Below are 18,362 nucleotides of genomic sequence, written 5' to 3'. Positions count from 1 at the left end.
ACGGGATGAAGAAGATGATCATCGGCGGAGCGGCCCTCGCGGCCCTGGTCGCCATCGGCGCCGAAATGTTTCCCGACGTGCGGCGCTACCTGCGCATCCGACGGATGTGAAGCACGGCCGCCGCCGGTGCGCCGCACGGTTGCGTCGAACGGCGTACCCGGTGGCCGGCGACGGCGTGCCGGGCCGTGCGGCCCCGGTGCGCGCGCCTCTAATGAAGGCCGACCGCAGGCAGCCTCGACAAGGACGGAGACCCATGCACGAGATGTCCGTCGCGCTGGCCGTCGTCGACCAGGTGGCAGAGGCCGCCGAGCGCGCCGGTGATGTCACCGCGGTGCGATCGGTACGGCTCCAGGTCGGCGAACTGGCCGGCGTCGTACCCGATTCGCTCGCCTTCTGCTTCGAACTGGTCTGCGCCGGAACCCTGCTGGAAGGCGCCGAACTGGTCACCGAGACGGTACCGGGGCGGGCCCGCTGCACACCCTGCGCCCACGAGTGGGCCGTCGGCATGCCACCCCGGCTGACCTGCCCCGCGTGCGACGGGACGACCACCGATCTGCTCGCGGGCCGGGAACTGCGGATCGCCGCCGTGCAGTGGGAGACCGGCGACCCCACGCCCACCCGCGAACCGATCTCCGAGGAGTGCTGAACCATGTGTCGTGTCGTCGACCTGCGCCAGGCCGTGCTTGCGAAGAACGACGCGAGCGCCCACACGCTGCGCACCCGCCTCGCGGCCCACGGCACCACGGTCGTCAACCTGCTGTCCAGTCCGGGCAGCGGCAAGACCGCCCTGCTGGAGAGCGAACTGCTGCGGGCACGGGAGCGGGCCGTGCCGGTCGCGGCGCTGACCGCCGATCTCGCCACCGAGAACGACGCGATCCGGCTCGCACGGTCGGGCGCCCCGGTCAAGCAGGTGCTCACCGACGGACTGTGCCACCTGGAGGCGGGCATGCTCGCCGGGCACCTGGACGGGTGGCTGCCCGACGGCACCCGGCTGCTGTTCGTGGAGAACGTCGGCAACCTCGTCTGCCCCGCCGGCTACGACCTGGGGGAGACCCTGAGGGTCGTCCTCGCCTCGGTGACGGAGGGCGAGGACAAGCCGCTCAAGTACCCCACCGCGTTCGGCCTCGCCCACCTGGTCGTCGTCACCAAGATCGACCTCGCGGAGGCCGCGGAGTTCGACGAGATCGCCTTCCGCGCGAACGTGCAACAGGTCAACCCGGGCGTCGAGGTGGTGCTGACCTCGGCACGCCGCGGGAAGGGCGTGGGCGCGCTGCTCGACCGGGCGCTCGCCGCCGCGCAGGGCGCGCCCCCGCACACACCGGTGATGGCCGGCCGGCCGGACCTCCGGCACGGCCACGCGCACCCCCACCCGCACAGCCACACCCACGCCGACGAGACCGACGCCGGCGACCTGGCACCCACCCCCTCGTGAGCGCTCCGTCGAGGCCGTCGGCCGTGGTCGCCGGTGACCCGCCGCTGCGCCGCCGGGTCACCGTCCGGGGAGTGGTGCAGGGCGTGGGCTTCCGGCCCTACCTGTACGGCCTCGCCACCGAACTCGCCCTGGCCGGACACGTGACCAACACCCCGGAGGGCGTCGTCGTGGAGGTCGAGGGCACCGCCTCGGCCGTGGCCCGGTTCTGCGACCGGATCGCCGCTCAGGCGCCCCCGCTGGCCCGCGTCGAGTCCGTCCACCACCGCGAGATGCCGCCGGTCGGCGGCACCGCGTTCACCATCCTCACCTCGCGGACCGGCGGACCGGCCCGCACCCTGGTCTCCCCGGACACCGCCACCTGCGCCGACTGCCTCGCCGAGCTGGCCGACCCGGCGGACCGGCGGTACCGCCACCCGTTCGTCAACTGCACGCACTGCGGCCCGCGTTTCACGATCGTCACCGGCGTGCCGTACGACCGCGCCCACACCACCATGGCCGGCTTCGCCATGTGCCCCGACTGCGCCCGGGAGTACGCGGATCCGGCCGACCGCCGTTTCCACGCGCAGCCGGTCGCCTGCCCGGCCTGCGGACCGCGGCTGCGGCTGCTGGTCCCGCCGTCCGACGGCCTCCCGGGGACGGACCCGGTCACCGAGGCGCGCGCACTGCTGTCGGACGGCGCCGTCCTCGCCGTCAAGGGACTGGGCGGCTATCACCTGGCCTGTGACGCCACGAACGAGGAGGCCGTCGCCCGTCTGCGCCGCCGCAAGGCACGGGGGGACAAGCCGTTCGCCGTCATGGCCCGGCGCACGGCCGACGTCGAGCACCTCGTCCGGCTGTCCCCCGAGGAGAGAGAGCTGCTCGAGGGCGGTGTACGGCCCGTCGTGCTGCTGCGTCGGCGCCGAGACCCCGTGTACGCGACGGGAGCCCCGCGACCCGCCGAGTCCGTCGCGCCCGGCAGCCCCGACCTCGGCGTGATGCTGCCGTACACGCCCCTGCACCATCTCCTGCTCGGCCTGCCCGACGACCCGGACGGCCCCCGGCTGCTGGTCATGACCAGCGGCAACGTGTCCGGCGAGCCGATCGTCACCGACGACACCGAGGCGCTGGAGCGGCTCGCACCGCTGGCCGACGCCTGGCTCACGCACGACCGGCCGATCCACGTCCCCTGCGACGACTCGGTGGTCCGCGTCTGCGACGGGGAGCCGCTGGTGATCCGCCGCTCCCGCGGCTACGCCCCGCTGCCGGTCGCCCTCCCGCTGCCCGTCCGTCCCGCCCTCGCCGTCGGCGGCGACCTGAAGAACGCCTTCTGCCTGGGGGCGGGCCGGCGAGCCTGGCTGTCCGCGCACATCGGCGACATGGACGACCTCGCCACCCAGCGGGCCTTCGAGGGCGCGGTGGCGCAACTGGAGTCCATCACCGGTGTGCGGCCCGGCACCCTGGTGGCCGACCGGCATCCCGGCTACCGCTCCGCCCGGTGGGCCGACCGCCAGGCGGCGGCGCGACCCGTCGTGCGCGTCCAGCACCATCACGCGCACGTCGCCGCCGCGATGGCCGAGCACGGGCTGGACGGCACCCGGCCGGTGATCGGCGTCGCCTTCGACGGCACGGGCCACGGCGACGACGGAGCCGTCTGGGGCGGCGAGTTCCTGCTCGCGGACTACGACGGCTTCAGCCGGTTCGGACACCTCGCGTACGTCCCGCTGCCCGGTGGCGACGCCACGGTACGCAGGCCGTACCGCATGGCGCTGGCCCATCTGTGGGCGGCCGGCATCGACCGGGCGGACGACCTCGCCTGCACGGCCGTCTGTCCGTCCGACGAACTGCGTCTGCTGGAAAGGCAGTTGGAGATCGGCCTGCACTGTGCCCCCACCTCCAGCATGGGGCGGCTCTTCGACGCCGTGTCCTCTCTGACCGGTGTGTGCCACCGCGCGGGTTACGAGGCGCAGGCCGCCGTGGAGCTGGAGGGAGCGGCGCTCGGCGCGCCCACCGGCGACCGGGCCGCCTACACCTTCGATCTCCGGGCGCCCGGGCATGCCCGCGAGGAGGGTGACGCGGTACAGGCCGACCCGGCGCCCGTCCTCGCCGCGATCGTCTCCGACCTGCGGGCCGGCGTCGGGCCCGCGCTGGTCGCGGCCCGCTTCCACCGGGCGGTGACCGGCCTGGTGCACCGGATCTGCGTACGGGCCCGAGAGCGGCACGGCCTGGACACGGTCGCCCTGACGGGGGGCGTGTTCGCCAACACGCTGCTCTCCTCGGCCTGTTCCGCGGCCCTGCGCGAGGACGGCTTCACGGTCCTTCGGCACCGGCTGGTGCCGCCGGGCGACGGCGGTCTGGCCCTGGGCCAGCTGATGGTGGCCGCCCGGACGACTCCCACCGACTGAGTAACGCGTGATCCACAGCGAGGAGAGGCTCATGTGCCTGGCGGTACCCGGCAGAGTGCTGGACATCGAGGACCGGGACGGCACCCGGATGGCCACCGTCGACTTCGGCGGTGTGGTCAAGGAGGTGTGCCTGGAGTATCTGCCCGATCTCCAGGTCGGCGAGTACGCCATCGTCCACGTCGGCTTCGCCCTTCAGCGGCTGGACGAGGAGTCGGCGCGGCAGACGCTCGAACTCTTCGCCGAACTCGGCATGCTGCAGGAGGAGTTCGGCGACGCCTGGGAGATGGCGGCGGCGGAGGCGGGCGCGGACCCGGTGGAAGGGGTGCACAACCAGTGAAGTACATCGAAGAGTTCCAGGATCCGGAGCTGGCCCGTCGGCTGCTCGACGACATCCATGCCACGGTGACGAGGCCGTGGGCGCTGATGGAGGTCTGCGGCGGCCAGACGCACAGCATCATCCGGCACGGCATCGACCAACTTCTGCCTGATCAGCTGGAGTTGATCCACGGTCCGGGCTGTCCGGTGTGCGTGACCCCGCTGGAGGTCATCGACAAGGCGCTGGAGATCGCCTCCCGGCCGGAGGTGATCTTCTGTTCCTTCGGGGACATGCTGCGGGTGCCGGGCACCGGACGGGACCTGTTCCAGGTGCGCGGGGAGGGCGGCGACGTGCGAGTCGTCTACTCGCCGCTCGACGCGCTGCGGATCGCCCGGCAGAACCCGGACCGCGAGGTGGTGTTCTTCGGCATCGGCTTCGAGACGACGGCTCCTCCCAACGCCATGACGGTCCACCAGGCCCGGAAGCTGGGCATCCTGAACTTCAGCATGCTGGTGTCCCATGTCCGGGTACCGCCGGCCATCGAAGCGATCATGTCCTCGCCGAGCTGCCGGGTGCAGGGCTTCCTCGCGGCCGGGCACGTGTGCAGCGTGATGGGTGTGGGGGAGTATCCGGAACTGGCGGAGCGCTTCCGCGTCCCGATCGTCGTGACGGGCTTCGAGCCGCTGGACATCCTCGAAGGCGTGCGCCGGGCCGTCCGTCAGCTGGAACGCGGCGAGCACACCGTCGACAACGCCTACGCCCGTGCCGTCCGCCCGGAGGGCAATGCGGCCGCCCGGGCCATGCTGGAGGACGTCTTCGAGGTCACCGACCGGGCCTGGCGCGGAATCGGCGTGATCCCCGACAGCGGCTGGCGGCTGTCGTCGAAGTACCGCGACCACGACGCCGAGCACCGTTTCGCGGTCGAGGGGATCCGGACGGAGGAGCCGGCCGAGTGCCGCAGCGGCGAGGTCCTGCAGGGGCTGCTCAAGCCGCACGAGTGCGAGGCCTTCGGCACCCTGTGCACCCCCCGCACCCCCCTGGGCGCCACCATGGTCTCCAGCGAGGGTGCCTGCGCCGCGTACTACCTCTACCGGCGGCTGGACATGCCCGCCGTCAAGGCCCGGGAGGCGACCCCCGTTGTCTGACATCACCGATCGGCCCGCGCCCGGCCCCGCCCGCGTCCTCGACGTCGAGGGCTGGACCTGTCCGGCGCCGGTGCGTGACCGGCCCCGGGTCGTCATGGGCCACGGTGGCGGGGGAGTGCTCTCCGCCGAACTGGTCCAGCAGATCTTCGCGCCCGCGTTCGGGGGCGAGGTGCTCGCCCAGCTGGGCGACTCCGCCGTCCTGACCGTGGGCGGGGCCAGGCTGGCGTTCTCCACCGACTCCTACGTGGTGCGGCCGCTGTTCTTCCCCGGCGGCAGCATCGGCGACCTGGCGGTCAACGGCACCGTCAACGACCTCGCCATGAGCGGCGCCCGTGCCGCCTACCTCTCCTGCGGATTCATCCTGGAGGAGGGCGTGGAGCTGGACGTGGTCCGGCGGGTGTCCGAGGCGCTGGGCGCGGCCGCGCGTACCGCCGGGGTGGAGGTGGCCACCGGGGACACCAAGGTGGTGGAGGCCGGACACGGCGACGGGATCTACCTCAACACCGCGGGTATCGGTCTCGTCCCCGCGGGCGTGGACCTGCGGCCGCAGCGGGTCGTCCCCGGTGACGTGGTGATCGTCAGTGGTGCCATCGGCGTCCACGGGGTGGCGGTCATGAGCGTGCGCGAGGGCCTGGAGTTCGGGGTCGAGATCAAGAGCGACTGTGCGGCGCTCGGCGGCCTGGTCGACGCCATGCTGGCCGTCACCCCGGAGCTGCACGTGCTGCGCGATCCCACCCGAGGCGGTCTGGCGGCCGCGCTCAACGAGATCGCGACGGCCTCCGGCGCGGGGGTGGTGATCCGGGAACGAGCCGTCCCGGTCCCGTCGGCCGTGGCCAACGCCTGCGCCATCCTGGGCCTGGACCCCATGTACATCGCCAACGAGGGCAAGCTGGTGGCCTTCGTCCCGCGCGAGCACGCCGACGCCGTCCTCGAGGCGATGCGGGCCCATCCGCTGGGCACGGAGTCCGTGGTCATCGGTGAGGCCGTCGAGGAGCATCCGGGGATGGTCGTGGCCAGGACCGGGCTGGGCGGAACACGGGTGGTCGATCTGCCGATCGGCGAGCAGTTGCCGCGCATCTGCTGACACGTATCCCGCGAAGTCCCGCACGCCGTAGGGATCCGCTCCGCGATCGCGGGGGCGTGGAGGAGCCGTGATGCTGCCGCGGGGGGCGGGCAGGATCCGGCCTTCCACGCCCCCCGGGCGGGTCGTCAGCGCGATCGGTGTCCGGAGGGCGGGTCCTGCGGGTCCACGCCGGTGGTGGCGGACGCGTCCCTGGTGCCGCTGGGGCGCTGGGAGCGGCCCTTGGGACCGGTGTCCCGTCGGCCCTTCTCGTCCGCGTCGGCGTACTCCTCGCCGCGTCCGCCGTGACTCTTGACCGTGTCACCCGGAACGGACTTCGTCTCCTGCGCGGACCTGGTCCGGCCACGGCCCTTCGGGGCGGCGTGCTCGGCGGGGTGGAAGGAGCGGTGGGCGCTCGGGTTGTCCTCCTGACGTGTCTCGTCCACATCGGGCGACCAGCCGTGCTGCCCGGCGCCCTCGTGCCGGCTCGGCCCCTTGCCGTGCGGCGGCTCGGACGAACGTGGTTTCTTCGACATGGTCCGACCTGCCTGTTCTTGATCGGTGGAGGACGCCGGTCGAGCGCCACCGTGCTCACTGAATTATCCCCTCTTGCGATATTTCGGGCACATCGTGACCCCGTGCGCCTCGCAGTCCCGGCCGGAACGGCGTTGGCGAATAATTGTTGTCGAAATTGTTGACGATCTCTCCGGTGTGGGCCACGCTGACCGCTCGGTGGCGCCGTCGCCCATGGCGCGCCCGCACCGAGAGGGGAACCCCATGCGTTGGTCCTTCGTCCGCGGTCGAAGGAGACCGGCCGCTGTCGCCGCCCGGGTGGCCGTGGTGGCCATGCTCGCCGCCGTCCTGGTGCCGGTCACGAGCGCGAGCGGCGCGCAGCCGCCGCACCGTGCCGTCACGGCCGACGGCCTGGCGGATCTGCCCGCGGTGCGGCCCGTGATGGACTGCGCCGACGTGACCGGCCTCGACCTGGACGGCGTCACCGACGCGCCGGTCACGATCTCCTCGGCGACCGTCGTGACGACCGGCGCGGCCCCCTACTGCGAGGTGCGGGGAACCATCGCCCCCGCGAACACCATTGTCATGCGCCTGCCGGTCAACGGCTGGACGCAGCGCTACGTCCAGACCGGCTGCGGTGGTCTGTGCGGAAGCGCCGCCATCAACTACGGCCAGGCGACGACCTGTCCGGTCGTCCAGGACGGCACGGTCGCGAGCGCCACGACCGACATGGGCCACCAGGGCCAAAACGACGGCTCATGGGCGCTGGACAACCCGCAGGCACAGATCGACTTCGCCTACCGCGGCGTGCACGTCACGTCCCAGGTGGCCAAGGCGGTCATCGCGAGGTTCTACGGCAAGCGCCCCGCCTACTCGTACTTCACCGGCTGTTCCGACGGCGGCCGTGAGGCGCTCATGGAGGCGCAGCGCTACCCGGGCGACTTCGACGGCATCGCCGCCGGCGCGCCCGCGAACAACATGGTCGTCCAGAACACCTTCCACCACGCCTGGAACGTGCTGACGAACAGGGACGCGAACGGCGATTACATCCTCCTCGCCGACAGACTGCCCCTGATCCACCGGGCCGTGCTGGCGGCCTGCGACGCGCTGGACGGACTGACGGACGGGCTGCTCGACGACCCGCGGCGCTGCGACTTCGACCCGAGGACGCTGGTGTGCGCGTCCGGCCAGGACCCGTCGACATGCCTGACGGCGGCGCAGGCCGCGGTGGTCCAGCGGCTGCACGACGGCGCCACCGACGCGCGGGGCCGCAGGCTGGAGCCGGCCATCTCCCACGAGTGGGGCTCCGAACCGGAGTGGACGCTGTTCGTGCCGAAGGCGCAGGGCGAGACGGTGGCGAGCGAGAACTTCGTGACGTCCTTCGCCCGCTATCTGGCGTACCCGAACGCCCCCGACCCGGAGTTCCGGCTCTCGGACCTCGACTTCACCGTCGAGTCGTTCTGGAAGACCGTCCAGTCCTCCAGCCATCTGGCGGCCATGGACCCCGACCTCGGCGCCTTCGAGAAGAGCGGCGGCAAGCTGCTCCTCTGGCACGGCTGGAGCGACCAGCACATCTCACCGCAGGGGACGCTGGCCTACTACGACGCCCTGCGCGACACGATGGGGGCGAGGACGGCCGACCGGTTCGCCAAGCTGTACCTGTTCCCGGGTGTCGCCCACTGCGGGGGCGGTGACGGGCCGAACAGCTTCGACGTCCTCACCCCGGTGATGGCCTGGGTGGAGAGCGCCACCACGCCCGGCCGGATCGTCGCGTCCAACAGCACGAACGGCACCGTGACGCGCACCCGTCCCGTGTACCCGTACCCCAAGGTCGCCCGCTACGACGGCACGGGCAGCATCGACGACGCCGCGAACTTCGTGGCCCGGACCCCGTCGGCCCGCCCGGACGGCGACGCCTACGACTGGCTGGGCAAGCGCCTGTACTCCCATGGCTACCAGACATGGTGCAGGGCCGTGGACGGCAGGCTGGTGTGCCGCCCGACCCGGACCTGGCTGACGGAACGGGAGCGGGCCGTTTAGCCGCGGAGCCGGCGTCCCGAGAGGGACGCCGGCGCTCCTCGCCGGTGTTTCCCGTGTAGGTGTTTCCCCGCCGGCGTTTCCCGCGCCGGTGGAGACTGGTCCGAGGACCAGACCGCCGGCCAGGAAGCCCCGAACCGCTAGGAACGACCATGGACTTCACCGTCGAGATCGCCACCGAAGCGGTCGTGGACAGCTTCCGCAGCACCGAGGACCCCCGGCTGCGGGAGGTGCTGAAGAGCCTGACCCGTCACCTCCACGCCTTCGTACGGGACGTCGGGCCCACCCCGGGGGAGTGGGAGGCGGCGATCGACTTCCTCACCGCCGTCGGCCAGAAGTGCGACGACACCCGGCAGGAGTTCGTCCTGCTCTCCGACGTCCTGGGCGTCTCCATGCTCGTCGAGACGCTGGGCGGAGCGCAGGAGGGAACGGAGAGCACCGTCCTCGGCCCCTTCCACATGACCGAGTCGCCCCGCAGGGACCTCGGCGACAGCATCGACCTTCTCGGCACCGGCCGCCCCTGTGTGGTCTCCGGCCGGGTGTTCGCCACCGACGGCACCCCGCTGCCGGGCGCCGAACTCGACGTCTGGCAGTGCGACGAGGAGGGCTTCTACGACGTGCAGCAGCCGGACGTCCAGCCGCCGGGCAACGGACGCGGGCTGTTCCGCACCGACGACGAGGGCCGCTTCTGGTTCCGCACCGTCGTCCCGTCCCCCTACCCGATCCCCACGGACGGGCCGGTGGGCACCCTGCTGCGCGCCACCGGCAGACACCCCTTCCGGCCCGCCCATGTCCACTTCATCGCGCGTGCCGAGGGCCATCGGCCGGTCACCACCCACACCTTCGTGGCCGACGGCCCCTACCTCGACTCCGACGCCGTCTTCGCCGTCAAGCAAGGCCTCATCACCGACTTCGCGGAGTCGCACGACGAGCGCGCGGCCGAGCGCTTCGCGGTGACCGTGCCCTTCACCCACGCCGGTTTCGACATCGTCCTGGCCCCGGAAGCCGGGACGTGAGCAGCAGCCCTACGCCAATCCCCGCCCGGTCACCGAAGGGGCCCTCCGCGCGCTCCTCGCCGATGCCCTGACCGTCGGGGGGACAGCTTCCACAACATCCTCGACAACCCGCACGCCGGCCTGCTGTACCTGATCCCCGGCGGCAAGGAGGTCCTGTGCGTCAACGGCCGGGCCCGCATCCTCACCGACGCCCCGTTCTTCGACGCCATGACGCTCGACGGCCGGCGGCCCGAGCTCGCCCTGGTCCTGGAGATCGACGAGGTCTATCTGCACTGCCCGGCGTCGCTGCGCCGCTCGGGCGTATGGAATCCGGCGTCGTGGCGGACCGGCAGAGCGGGGTGCGGGCACCCCTGATCGACTTGAATTTAGGTTAGGCTAACCTTCGCTGCGTGAGATCTGGTGAAGAAGCAGCAGCCGCCCCGCGGCTCCGCGGTCATGAACTGTCGGCCACGGGTGTGACCGTGTCGTACGACGGCGTCGACGTCGTGCACGGCGCCTCGGTCGCGCTCCGGCCCGGCGAGGTGACCGTGCTGGTCGGTCCCAACGGCAGCGGCAAGTCGACGCTCCTGCGGACCATCGCCCGTCTGCAGCCGGCCCGCCACGCCACGCTCAGGATCGATGCCGACACCGACGGCCTCACCCTGACCGCCCGTGAGTTCGCGCGGCACGTCGCCCTGCTGACCCAGGGTCGCCCCACGCCCAGCGGGCTGACGGTGCGGGACCTCGTCGAGTTCGGCCGCTACCCGTACCGGGGCCGCTTCGGCCGGCCCGACCCGGACGCGTCGGCCGCGGTCGACCGGGCCCTCGCGCTGACCGGTGTCACGGACCTCGCCGAGCGGGGCGCCGACCACCTGTCCGGCGGGCAACTGCAGCGGGTCCGGCTGGCCGGCTGCCTCGCGCAGGAGACCGGCGTGCTGCTGCTGGACGAGCCGACGACCTATCTCGACCTGCGCTACCAGATCGAACTCCTCGACCTCATCCGCGACCTGGCGGACGACCACGGGATCGCCGTCGGCGTCGTGCTGCACGACCTCGACCAGGCGGCGGCCGTCGCGGACCGGATCACGCTGCTCGAAGCGGGCCGGATCGTCGCCGACGGCCCGCCCGAGGACGTCCTCACCCCGGAACGCCTGACCGCCGTCTACGGCATCCGGATCGACGTCGACACCGACCCCCTGACCGGTCGACTGCGCACCCGCCCGATCGGCCGCCACCACACTCGACACACTCGAACCGAAAGGCTCGGCACCACCTCATGAGACGCCTCCTCCTCACCGCGGCCACCGCCGCCGCCGCGCTCACCCTCGCCGCGTGCGGCACCACCGAGCCTGCCGCCGACAGCTCCGAGAAGCCCTCCCAGACCATCAGCCTCACCGACGCCACCGGCGCGAAGATCAAGCTCGACGGCCCGGCCGACAAGGTCGTCGCCACCGAGTGGAACGTCGTCGAGAGCCTCGTCACGCTCGGCGTGGACCCGGTCGGCGTCGCCGACGTCAAGGGCTACAAGACCTGGGACACCGCCGTCCCGCTGAAGAACGAGCCGAAGGACATCGGCACGCGCGGCGAGCCGAGCATGGACACCATCGCCTCGCTCGCGCCCGACCTCATCGTGGCCACCACCGATCTGACCCCCGCCGCGGTGAAGCAACTGCGCAAGGTCGCCCCGGTGCTGGAGGTGACGTCCGCCGACTCCACCGACCAGATCGGGCAGATGCTGGAGAACCTCGACCTCATCGCCAAGGCCACCGGCACCACCGCCAAGGCCGAGACGGCCCGTACGGCCTTCGAGGCCAAGGTCGCCGAGGGCAAGAAGGCCCTCGCCTCCGCCGGTCTCGCCGGTGCGCAGTACGCCTTCGCCGACGGCTACGTCGCCTCCAACCAGGTCTCCCTGCGCCCCTACACCAGCGGTTCGCTCATCGGGGCCGTCAACGAGGCGGTCGGCCTGAAGAACGCCTGGACGGTCAAGGGGGACGCGGCCTACGGCCTCGGCACCACCGACGTCGAAGGTCTCACGGCCCTGCCGAAGGACACCCGGTTCGCCTACATAGCCAACGACGACGACGCGAGCAGCACGCCCTTCACCGGTGCGCTGGCGAAGAACGCCGTGTGGACGTCCCTGCCGTTCGTGAAGGCCGGCGAGGTGCACCGACTGCCCGACGGCATCTGGATGTTCGGCGGTCCCGAGTCGATGGAGGCGTACATCGACGCCGTCGTCGGCGCGCTGACGAAGTAGCGCCGGCCATGGCCGTCACCGCAACGCCCCCCGCGCTCCGTCCACCGGCCGCCGCGTCCCGGACGGGCGCGGCCGCGGTGACGGTCGCGCTCGTCCTCCTGGTCGCGGCCCTCGCCGTCGTCGACATCACCCAGGGCACCGCCGCCGTCGGACCGGCCGAGGTGTTCAAGGCCCTGACCGGGCGGTCCGATCCGGCCGACGCCTCCGTCGTGATCGCCTCCCGGCTGCCGCGGACGACCGCCGGCCTCATGGTCGGCGTCATCCTCGGCGCGGCCGGCGCCGTGCTCCAGGCCGTCAGCCGCAACGTGCTCGCCGCTCCCGACACCCTCGCGGTGAACGCCGGTTCGTACCTGGCGCTCGGGCTGGTCGGCGTCACCGGCGTCTCGCTGCCGATGATCGCCTCCTCCGGGGTCGCCTTCGTCGGCGGACTCCTCGCCGCGACCGTCGTGCTCGCCCTGTCCGGCCTCGGCACGGGCACCGTACGACTGGTCCTCGCCGGCACCGCGCTGGCGCTGGGGCTGACCTCCGTGACCGAAGGCCTGCTCCTGCTGTTCCCCCAGGAGACCGAGGGCCTCTACCAGTGGAACCAGGGCAGCATCAGCCAGAACGGCTTCGACGGCGTCCTCCAGATGCTGCCCGTCGTCCTGGTCGGGCTCGTCGGCCTGCTGCTGACCGCCCGTCGGGTCGACGTGCTGGCCCTGGGTGACGACGCGGCCCGCGGGCTGGGCGTCCCGGTCCGCGCCACCCGTGTGACGGTGGTCGTCCTGGCGACCCTGCTGTCCGCGGCGGCCGTCACCCTCGCCGGGCCCGTCGGCTTCGTCGGACTGTGCGCCCCGGCCCTGGTGCGACCGCTTGCCCGCCGGTACCGGGGGTTCGTCCGGACCCGGACGACGCTGCCCGTGGCCGGCCTGGTCGGCGCGGGCCTGGTCCTCGGGGCGGACGTGCTGTTGCGGGCCCTCGTGCCCGCGGACACGGCGGTCGCCGTGCCCACCGGTGTCGTCACCAGCCTGGTCGGTGCCGTCTTCCTGGTGGTGATGGCCCTGCGGCTGCGGGACACGGCCGGGGCGGACGCGCCGGACCGGTTGCGCATCCCCAGCCGGGCGGCGTTCCTGACCACGCTGGCCGTACTCGTCGTCGTGGTCGTCGGCGTGACGATCGCCGGCGTCCTGCTCGGCGACAGCAAGCTGCTGCTCGGCGATGTCGCGAACTGGGTGCAGGGGCGGGCGGGCCGGGCGGTGTCCTTCGTCCTCGACACCCGGGTGCCCCGCGTCCTCGCGGCGCTGTGCGCGGGCGCGGCGCTCGCCCTGGCCGGCACGCTGGTGCAGGCCGTGACCCGCAACCCGCTCGCGGAGCCGGGCGTCCTGGGTGTGTCCGGCGGAGCCGCGCTGGGTGCCGTGCTCCTGGTCACCACCGTGCCCGTCGCCGGGACCTGGGGCGTGGCGGGTGCCGCGTTCGCGGGCGCCGCGGTGACCTCTGTCGTCGTCTTCGGGCTCGCCGCCCGGGGCGGCTACCAGCAGAACCGGCTGGTCCTCGTCGGCATCGGCACGGCCGCCGGCACGACGGCACTGATCAGCCTGCTCATCGTGCTCACCGACCCGTTCAACGCGACGAAGGCGCTGACCTGGCTGTCCGGTTCGACGTACGGCCGGACCATGCCGGACGTGCTGCCCGTCGCGCTCGTGCTGACGTTGGGCCTCGTCATCGCGGTCGCCCGGCGCGGCGAGCTGGACCTCGTCTCGCTGGACGCGGACACGCCCAGGCTGCTCGGCCTGCGACTGTCCCGGGCCAGGCTCGGGTTCCTGGTGGTGAGCGTCCTGCTCAGCGCGACGGCCGTCGCCTCGGCCGGCACCATCGGCTTCGTGGGCCTGGTGGCACCGCACGCGGCGCGTGCCCTCGTGGGCCGACGGCACGTACGGGTGGTGCCGGTCGCGGTCCTCCTCGGCGCCGCGCTCGTCTGCACGGCCGACCTGCTGGGCCGTACGGTCATCGCCCCCGCCCAGCTGGGCGCCGGCCTGATGACGGCGGTGATCGGCACGCCGTACTTCCTCTATCTGCTGGTGCGCGGGCGGCGGGGGCGATAGGGCGCGTCCGGCCATCCCCACCGGGCGCGAATGGTCAGACACGAACTACGCGCTGAGCCGCTCGGGGCGGGCGAGCCTGCGGACCCGTGCGGCGGCGAGGTCGCCGTCCGCCCCCACCGCGATCAGGGCCGCCGTGGCGGTTCGGGTGCCGTCGTCGCTCCAGGCCCCGGCGTTCACGCATTCCAGGAGCGCCAGCGTCAGCCCTTCGAGGGCCCGGCCCAGCGGGTCGGGCGGGACGCTGGAGTGGAAGACGCCCTGTCGCTGCCCGCGCTCGATGATGGCCGTCGCCATCTCGCGGGCCGGGCCGAGGATCTCGTTCACGCGCTCCGCCCCCAGGTCCTGGGGCGCCAGCCGCAGCAGCGTGCGACAGCGATCACCTACGGGCCACAGGGCAAGGACGAAGCGTGCCATCTCGGTGACGGCGTCGGGACCGGGGACCGGCATGGCCGTCAGCGCGCGTCCGAGAGCCTCCGTCGCGTCCGAGGCGAGCCCCTCCACCAGGGCCGCCCGGCCGCCGAAGTGGTCGTAGACGGTGCGGCGCACCACGCCGGCGGCCTCGGCGATGTCCTCGAGGCTGCTGTCGGGATCACGGCCGAGTTCCCGCCTCGCCGCTTCGAGGATGCGGGCCCGGGTGAGCCGTGTCCGGCGGCGTCCACCGCCCGCGACGTCTGGGTCGGTCATGTCGGACCTCCGGTCGGCCGGGGAGGATGCCTCGATATTTGCACACTCGCGGGCAATAATCCAGGCCATGGGGTGCGAGGGCCAAGGGCAGGCCGAAATGGCCGACCAGCAGCGTGGCCTTCGACGTCGGCAGCGCGGTGGCCAGTTCGAGGACGGCGTCACGACGGTCATGGGTGGCACCGTCGAAGAGGTAGCCGTCCGCCGCGATCAGGACGGTGGGTTCGAGCTGGGCGAACCGGTCCGCCGCCGCCCTGGGTGCGTAGTCCTGTCCGCACACCGACCAGACCGCGCCCAGAGGAACGCGATGATCGCGTGCGGGGTGTTGGGCAGATGGCCGACGACCCGGTCGCCCTTGCCGACACCCAGGTCGCGCAGGGTGGCGGCGACGGAGGCGACCTGGGCGCGCAGCCGTTCCCCCGGTCACCTCGTACCCGGCGCCGGTCCCGTCGAGCGCGACGATCGCCGTGTCGTCGTCCCCGAGGTCGCGCAGGGCGTGGTGGGCGTAGTCGAGGGTGGCGCCGGGGAACCAGACGGCGCCGGGCATCCGTTCCTCCTCCAGCACCCGCTCGTACGGGGTGTCCGCGTCGACGTCGAAGTACTCCCACACCGCGCTCCAGAACCCCTCCAGGTCGGTGGCCGACCAGAGGTGCAGGAAGGTGCAGTCCGAGTCCACGGCCGCCCCCCCCGGTGCCGGGCGGCCCAGTGGGCGAAGTCCACGACGCGGCCGGCGGCGGCCTGCGGATCGGGCGTGAAGAAGGGGTCCGGGCAGGGCGTGTTCATCGCGTGGTGCTCCGCGACAGGATTTCCCCGACCGACCGTCGAGGCAGGGGGCTTCGGGTGGTGTGCAGCAGGGACGCCCAGTCGGCCGTGCCGGTGAGTTCGCCGGCGCCGGACGGCACGACGTCCATGACGACGCGGTCGGGACGCAGCAGCACGGCGTCCGCCCTTCCCTCGCGCAGCCAGGCGGTGAGCCGGCCGTCGTCGCCGAGCCCGGCCACCGGGACGGTCCGGGCACCGAGGCCGTCCGCGACCGCCCGCAGCGAGGGCGCCGGCGGTACGGCGGTCAGCAGGGCGAAGGAGTCGCCGAGCAACTCGTCGAGACGTACACGCCGGCCGTCGACGGTCACCCATGGCTGCGGGCAGAAGCCGCCCACGAGACCACGGCCGCCCCAGCGGGCGCGACGGCGCACGAGCGGCCCCGCGCCGAGAACCGGACCGAGGTCACGCGCGGCCGCCGTGGACAGGCCGGGGATGCGCACCGCCGCGCTCAGGACGCCGCGGCGGACGGCGGCGGCGCCGTCCTGGCCACCGGTCATGGCCCAGCCCATCGCGACCGCGAGCCGGATCATATGGCGGGCGTGCGGCCTGCGTTCGCTCTCATACGTCTCCAACAGCCGCTCGTCCGCGCCCTGTCGGAGGACGCGGGCCAGCTTCCACGTCAGGTTGTGGGCGTCGCGCAGACCCGCGCAGAGCCCCTGCCCGATGAACGGCGGAGTGAGGTGCGCGGCGTCACCGAGGAGGAAGACCCGGCCCCGGCGCCAGCGGTCGGCGATGCGCGCCCGGAAGGTGTACCGCGCCTGCCGCAGCACCGTGAAGTCGGTTCCGGGCGCGAGGTCCACCCACGGGGAGACGAGGTCCCGCAGCCGCTCGTGACCGAGTTCGCAGTCGTCCCGCAGCCTGAACTCCCAGCGGTAGCGGTCCTCGCCGATGCGCATGAACGTCGCCGGCCGCCGTGGGTCACAGATCTGCTCGACGCCTTCCCAGCAGCGGACCGGCAGGCTGGTGCGCACGTCGACGACCGTCCAGCGTTCCTCGAAGCGCAGGTCCTCCCAGACGGCGCCGACGGCGTCGCGGATGAGGCTGCCCGCGCCGTCGCAGCCGAGGACGGCGTCCGCCCACAGCAGGTGTTCGCCCGTCTCGTCGCGGTAGGCCACGCGGACCGGCCCCTCGCCGCCCGCCCCCTGGCCGTCCGGCCCGTCGCCGTCCTGGTCGACGCCGACGACCTCCGCTCCGCCGCGCAGTTCGCACTCCGGCGCGCGGGCGAGGGCGTCGCGCAGCAGCCGTTCCAGTTCCGGCTGGTCGAACATGCTGGTCTGCGGGAAGCCGTGGGCGCCCTGTGCGGCGCGCGGGAACTCGGCCATCACCCGGTGCCGGGCGTCCAGCAGTCGCAGCCCGCGCGCGGGGCGGGCGATCGCGGCGAACTCCTCCTGTACACCAGCGGCCTGGAGGATGCGGCGCACCTCGTCGTCGGTGGCGACGGCGCGGGGCAGGGGATAGACGTCCAGGTGGCGTTCGAGGACGACGGTCCTCACGCCACGCCGGGCCAGCAGCAGGGCGGCGGTCACGCCCACGGGCCCGGCTCCGACGATCACCACGGGTACGTGTCCCGGCCGGGGCGCGGTGTCCCGTGGTCCGGCGTCCTGGTCTACGGTCATGTGCGGCTCACTTCGGGTCTCGGGTCGCGTCGGTCATTTCGCGTCGGTGACGGCGGTGCTCACGTCGGTGACGGCGGTGCGCTGCTCACCGAGGTCGATCCGGCCGTCCGGCGTGGCGATCGTCGCGGTGATCAGGTCGCCCCGGCCGAGGTAGCGCGGGTTGCGGGCCTGGCTCCTGAAGAAGGCCTTCCACTTCACCGTCGGCGGCAACAGCGCGCCGATCTTCTCGACCGCCTTGGGCGGTGCCTTGAGGGCGGTGCCGCCGGGTGTGCCGGTGAGCAGCAGGTCACCGGGTTCGAGCGCCTGGAAGCGCGCCAGCAGGGTCAGTGCCTGCGCGGGGCGGACGATCATGTCGGCCAGGGTGCGGTCCTGGCGCGGCTCGCCGTTGACGGACAGCTTCAGCCGCAGGTCGAGAAGGTGCGCGAAGTCCTCCGGCTCCAGGAGGGAGAGGTACGGGCCGGCCGGGGTGAAGGTCGGGTACGACTTGCTCTCGTAGAACTGTGTCTTCGTCAGCTGCACGTCACGCGCGCTGACGTCGTTCGTGATCACGAGTCCGGCGACGTAGGCGGGCAGGTCCCCTTCCGCGACGACCGTACCTACCGGCAGCGGCGCCCCCAGGACCAGGCCGAGTTCGATCTCGTAGTCCAGGAACCGGACATGGGACGGGCGGACGATGTCGTCGTGCGGGCCGCTCACCGAGCCGGACGCCTTGCGGAAGAAGGCGGGCGGGATGTCGCCGGTGAATCCCGAGTCACGGGCGTGACTACGGTAGTTGACCATCTGGGCGACCACCCGGCAGGGGGTGGTGACGGGCGAGAGCGCGACCAGGTCGGCCACGGGCGTGCCCGTCCCGCCCGAGACGGCGGCTTCCCCGACGGCGGCCCGGTCGGCCAGCAGTCCGGCGGTGGTGACCGCTTCGGTGTGGATACGGACGGCGCGCGTGTCGCGCACCACCCACCAGCCGTCGGCGGTGCGCAGGACGTTGGTGCTCATGTCGTTGCCTTTGTGAGGGGGCGAGGGGGGGAAGGGACG

At 72.8% G+C, this 18,362-nt stretch carries 16 protein-coding genes and 2 pseudogenes; 13 read left to right on the top strand and 5 right to left on the bottom strand.

The window, feature by feature from the left end; all coding sequences use genetic code 11:
* The first annotated feature begins 5 nt into the window (after positions 1 to 5).
* The 7 genes from OHU34_RS03915 to hypE all read left to right on the top strand — a co-directional run bounded on the left by OHU34_RS03915 (position 6) and on the right by hypE (position 6,358).
* Positions 6 to 110, top strand: a complete 105-nt coding sequence (locus tag OHU34_RS03915; protein WP_372481669.1) for a DUF6893 family small protein — start codon at positions 6 to 8, stop codon at positions 108 to 110.
* Between the two features lie 143 nt (positions 111 to 253).
* Positions 254 to 646: a hydrogenase maturation nickel metallochaperone HypA gene (gene hypA / locus OHU34_RS03910; protein WP_230193808.1), complete on the top strand. Its 393-nt coding sequence runs from the start codon at positions 254 to 256 to the stop codon at positions 644 to 646.
* A 3-nt stretch (positions 647 to 649) separates the two neighbouring features.
* A complete protein-coding gene (hypB, locus tag OHU34_RS03905; RefSeq protein ID WP_230193807.1) occupies positions 650 to 1,432 on the top strand; it encodes a hydrogenase nickel incorporation protein HypB in 783 nt (260 codons plus the stop codon).
* On the top strand, positions 1,429 to 3,813 hold the full coding sequence (hypF, locus tag OHU34_RS03900) for a carbamoyltransferase HypF (RefSeq protein ID WP_405764730.1): 2,385 nt from the start codon (positions 1,429 to 1,431) through the stop codon (positions 3,811 to 3,813). The genes hypB and hypF overlap by 4 nt, the downstream gene beginning before the upstream one ends.
* 31 nt (positions 3,814 to 3,844) lie before the next feature.
* A complete protein-coding gene (locus tag OHU34_RS03895; protein WP_082412581.1) occupies positions 3,845 to 4,150 on the top strand; it encodes a HypC/HybG/HupF family hydrogenase formation chaperone in 306 nt (101 codons plus the stop codon).
* Positions 4,147 to 5,274: a hydrogenase formation protein HypD gene (hypD, locus tag OHU34_RS03890; protein WP_405764727.1), complete on the top strand. Its 1,128-nt coding sequence runs from the start codon at positions 4,147 to 4,149 to the stop codon at positions 5,272 to 5,274. The genes OHU34_RS03895 and hypD overlap by 4 nt, the downstream gene beginning before the upstream one ends.
* Complete coding sequence (gene hypE, locus OHU34_RS03885; RefSeq protein ID WP_405764725.1) at positions 5,267 to 6,358, top strand: hydrogenase expression/formation protein HypE; 1,092 nt, start codon at positions 5,267 to 5,269, stop codon at positions 6,356 to 6,358. Before hypD ends, hypE begins: the two co-directional genes overlap by 8 nt.
* A 125-nt stretch (positions 6,359 to 6,483) precedes the next feature.
* On the opposite strand, the gene OHU34_RS03880 is transcribed toward hypE, so the two are convergent.
* A complete protein-coding gene (locus OHU34_RS03880; protein ID WP_142267688.1) occupies positions 6,484 to 6,870 on the bottom strand; it encodes a hypothetical protein in 387 nt (128 codons plus the stop codon).
* Positions 6,871 to 7,111: 241 nt separating this feature from the next.
* On the opposite strand from OHU34_RS03880, the gene OHU34_RS03875 reads away from it, so the two are divergent.
* The 6 genes and pseudogenes from OHU34_RS03875 to OHU34_RS03850 all read left to right on the top strand — a co-directional run bounded on the left by OHU34_RS03875 (position 7,112) and on the right by OHU34_RS03850 (position 14,214).
* Positions 7,112 to 8,887 carry a tannase/feruloyl esterase family alpha/beta hydrolase gene (locus tag OHU34_RS03875; RefSeq protein ID WP_235034610.1) on the top strand — a complete coding sequence of 592 codons (1,776 nt, stop codon included), beginning with the start codon at positions 7,112 to 7,114 and terminating at the stop codon, positions 8,885 to 8,887.
* A gap of 149 nt (positions 8,888 to 9,036) precedes the next feature.
* Positions 9,037 to 9,900, top strand: a complete 864-nt coding sequence (locus OHU34_RS03870; RefSeq protein WP_405764721.1) for a dioxygenase — start codon at positions 9,037 to 9,039, stop codon at positions 9,898 to 9,900.
* Between the two features lie 54 nt (positions 9,901 to 9,954).
* Positions 9,955 to 10,254: pseudogene (locus OHU34_RS03865) on the top strand (pyridoxamine 5'-phosphate oxidase family protein); the annotation flags it as partial.
* Positions 10,255 to 10,289: 35 nt separating this feature from the next.
* Entirely contained in the window at positions 10,290 to 11,159 is an 870-nt protein-coding gene (locus tag OHU34_RS03860) for an ABC transporter ATP-binding protein (protein ID WP_142267690.1), read from the top strand.
* Positions 11,156 to 12,133, top strand: coding sequence for an iron-siderophore ABC transporter substrate-binding protein (locus OHU34_RS03855; protein WP_230193803.1), 978 nt, complete (start codon positions 11,156 to 11,158; stop codon positions 12,131 to 12,133). The genes OHU34_RS03860 and OHU34_RS03855 overlap by 4 nt, the downstream gene beginning before the upstream one ends.
* A gap of 8 nt (positions 12,134 to 12,141) precedes the next feature.
* The gene (locus OHU34_RS03850) at positions 12,142 to 14,214 is read left to right on the top strand and encodes an iron ABC transporter permease (protein ID WP_405764716.1); all 2,073 of its coding nucleotides are present in this window, start codon (positions 12,142 to 12,144) and stop codon (positions 14,212 to 14,214) included.
* Between the two features lie 45 nt (positions 14,215 to 14,259).
* On the opposite strand, the gene OHU34_RS03845 is transcribed toward OHU34_RS03850, so the two are convergent.
* The 4 genes and pseudogenes from OHU34_RS03845 to OHU34_RS03830 form a co-directional block, all read right to left on the bottom strand.
* Positions 14,260 to 14,895 (bottom strand): TetR/AcrR family transcriptional regulator, encoded by a 636-nt coding sequence (locus tag OHU34_RS03845; protein ID WP_142267692.1) that lies wholly within the window; start codon positions 14,893 to 14,895, stop codon positions 14,260 to 14,262.
* An 85-nt stretch (positions 14,896 to 14,980) separates the two neighbouring features.
* A pseudogene (locus OHU34_RS03840) lies at positions 14,981 to 15,675 on the bottom strand (acetyl-coenzyme A synthetase N-terminal domain-containing protein); the annotation flags it as partial.
* Positions 15,672 to 17,330 (bottom strand): bifunctional 3-(3-hydroxy-phenyl)propionate/3-hydroxycinnamic acid hydroxylase, encoded by a 1,659-nt coding sequence (locus tag OHU34_RS03835; RefSeq protein ID WP_142267693.1) that lies wholly within the window; start codon positions 17,328 to 17,330, stop codon positions 15,672 to 15,674. The pseudogene OHU34_RS03840 and the gene OHU34_RS03835, both read right to left, overlap by 4 nt.
* Before the next feature lie 33 nt (positions 17,331 to 17,363).
* Positions 17,364 to 18,323: a fumarylacetoacetate hydrolase family protein gene (locus OHU34_RS03830; protein ID WP_230197058.1), complete on the bottom strand. Its 960-nt coding sequence runs from the start codon at positions 18,321 to 18,323 to the stop codon at positions 17,364 to 17,366.
* Between the last annotated feature and the right edge of the window lie 39 nt (positions 18,324 to 18,362).

The organism is Streptomyces sp. NBC_00080 (assembly GCF_045041255.1).
GTDB classification, from domain to species: domain Bacteria; phylum Actinomycetota; class Actinomycetes; order Streptomycetales; family Streptomycetaceae; genus Streptomyces; species Streptomyces coriariae.
Note: the sequence above shows the minus strand (reverse complement) of the source record. Positions and strands in the feature narration are given on the sequence as shown.